Source organism: Vibrio sp. 10N.286.46.A8, assembly GCF_041470165.1.
Lineage (GTDB): Bacteria > Pseudomonadota > Gammaproteobacteria > Enterobacterales > Vibrionaceae > Vibrio > Vibrio tasmaniensis_A.
In genome coordinates, this window is record NZ_JBFRLX010000362.1 from 1 (window position 1) to 2,448 (window position 2,448).

At 46.3% G+C, this 2,448-nt stretch carries 3 protein-coding genes and 1 pseudogene; all 4 read right to left on the reverse strand.

Annotated elements, in window-relative coordinates:
* On the reverse strand, window positions 1-983 hold a 983-nt coding region (locus AB4232_RS22435), incomplete at its 3' end, for an FMN-binding glutamate synthase family protein (RefSeq protein WP_372088064.1).
* 23 nt (window positions 984-1,006) lie between these two features.
* On the reverse strand, window positions 1,007-1,066 hold the full coding sequence (locus AB4232_RS22440; RefSeq protein WP_372088066.1) for a hypothetical protein: 60 nt from the start codon (window positions 1,064-1,066) through the stop codon (window positions 1,007-1,009).
* A 286-nt stretch (window positions 1,067-1,352) separates the two neighbouring features.
* Window positions 1,353-1,556 (reverse strand): annotated as a pseudogene (locus AB4232_RS22445) (CDGSH iron-sulfur domain-containing protein); the annotation flags it as partial.
* 226 nt (window positions 1,557-1,782) lie between these two features.
* Window positions 1,783-2,340, reverse strand: a complete 558-nt coding sequence (locus AB4232_RS22450) for a DUF1439 domain-containing protein (RefSeq protein ID WP_054541741.1) — start codon at window positions 2,338-2,340, stop codon at window positions 1,783-1,785.
* Between the last annotated feature and the right edge of the window lie 108 nt (window positions 2,341-2,448).

Sequence of the window (2,448 nt, forward strand, 5' to 3'; positions counted from 1 at the left end):
AGTTGGTTTAATGGACTGACCCCAGAGTAAGCGACTCCGGATAGCTCGGCCATTTCGCGATTCCATGTTGCTAGATCGTGAGGGCTAAACTGATTCAAATGATCATGACCGCACGCTCTCGCCATCACTTGCATCAATTCAGTCGAAGCTTCGAAAAAGTTCTTCAATTGATTCGATGCCTTCTCGACATTTAACCGTTGGCGTAAATCGGCTTTTTGAGTCGCGATGCCCGCCGGGCAATTATTGGTGTTACACATTCGGGCAGCAACACACCCAATAGATTGCATGGCACTGTTTGAGATAGCGACTCCATCAGCGCCAAGCGCCATCGCTTTTACGAAGTCCATTGGAACACGAAGCCCACCAGTAATGATTAAGGTGACTCTGTCACTTACGCCTTGCTTGTCTAGATAGGCTCTGGCACGAGCAAGCGCTGGAATGGTCGGCACACTAATATGGTCACGGAACATTTCTGGCGCCGCCCCAGTACCGCCGCCACGCCCATCCAAGATGATGTAATCGGCACTGGCATCGAGTGCGAACTGAATGTCTTCTTCGATGTGATTAGCACTTAACTTAAAGCCAATCGGGATACCGCCCGTCAACTCTCGAACTCGGTCGGCGAAATTTTTGAAATCCTCGACGGTTTTTAGATCAACAAAGGTGGGTGGGGAAATCGCGGCGGTACCCGCTTCAATACCGCGCACCTCAGCTATCTTACCAATGTTCTTCGCCCCCGGTAGGTGACCGCCTGTTCCGGTTTTAGCACCCTGCCCACCTTTAAAATGGAAGGCTTGGACATTTTTGAGCTTAGATTCGTCGTAACCAAATTGTGCGCTAGCTAATTCATAAAAGTAACGTGAGTTCGCCGCTTGCTCTTCGGGTAACATGCCGCCCTCACCCGAGCAAATTCCCGTCCCCGCAAGCTCCGCACCTGTCGCTAAAGAGATTTTCGCTTCTTCAGATAACGACCCAAAACTCATATCAGACACAAATAAAGAGATGTTCAATTTAAGCGGCTTTTTCGCTTTTGGCCCAATAATAAGCTCAGTTCCGACGGGCACATTTTCCAATAACGGTTTGGTCGCCATTTGAGCAACCATCACTTGAATATCATCCCAATGAGGCAGTAGATATCTTGGAACACCCATAGAAGTCATTGGTCCATGGTGGCCCACTTTGGATAAACCATCTCGTGCTAATTGATGAATGAACTCGACCGTGGGCTCTTCTTTGGTTGCAGAAGCCGCTGGTGAGAGATCGGGCGTTGCCGCTTGGATATGAACATCGGGGCCTTCTTGACCCACTTGCTCAGCCGTAAACTGTTTATGAGTGCCATCACAAAAAGGGAGATTATTCGAATACTTACAGCGGCACAGGTAAGCGTCGCCGGTTTCCTCGGCCACGAAACTCTTTGGTTTGAAGCCCGTTCCGGCATGAGAACCATCACAGAACGGTTGGTTTTTCGATTTGCCACAGGTACAGAAGTAATACTCCTCGCCTTCGGTTAGCTCGACCTTAACGGGTTTGTTATCCGCTATTACTGGATTCTTCATAGTTCGTTCACCTTTTCTTTCTTATGATTTGATGACTGAAGCGATGACTTGCTCACAAGAGTAAAGTAAAGGTGAGATACGCGGCTAATTCAATAAATGAGCCAGAGAAAACAAGCTTAAAAGACAGCCTAAAAACAGAAGTATTGCTTGTTCAACACAAACAAAAATGGCCACCAAATCGGCAGCCATTGTGTTTTAAATCTGAGTCCAAGCTAAACGGGAAGGGTTAATCAAATAACTCGATGACCAGCTTGTTGTCTTTAATCACTAGATTAGGTTCCGATGACTTGATCAATGACTCTTGAACCTTGTTGCTGTCCAGTTTATAAACTGGCGACTGAGACAACGCAAAACCAATCATAGAAACGGCAGGCTTAAGTAGTTTGGCGACCTCAGGAGAAAGCTGTTTGTCTTTCTCTTCAAAGCGCTCTAAACGCAGTGATTTCAAATAAATCTCGCCGCTCTCTTTGTCATATTCAGGAATCGCACTGAACTCGATATCAAGATCCAACCTCATATTCGGCACGTTAAACACCTGAACTTGTGCATTGGTATTCGCCAGAACAGACACGCGCTCGGCATCAGCTCGGCCAATTTGCACCGCTAAGTCATCGACAGCGACTTGCGCATACATAACGTTTTGTACACCCACTTCTTGCTCTAACATCACCGAATCTTGAAGGTAGTTCGTCATTTCTTGCTCAGTCACGCTGTAGCTAACACAACCACCTAATATCAGTGCAGACGCTGCCAAAATGAACTTTTTTGCTACGTTAATTATCATCAATATCAGCTCTTTATTGTTAGTGATTAGCGCGGAGTTTACCTTGTGATCATCAATACACAAAACAGCAAAAACACAATATCCGTGAATACGTGTATTAATAAGTAT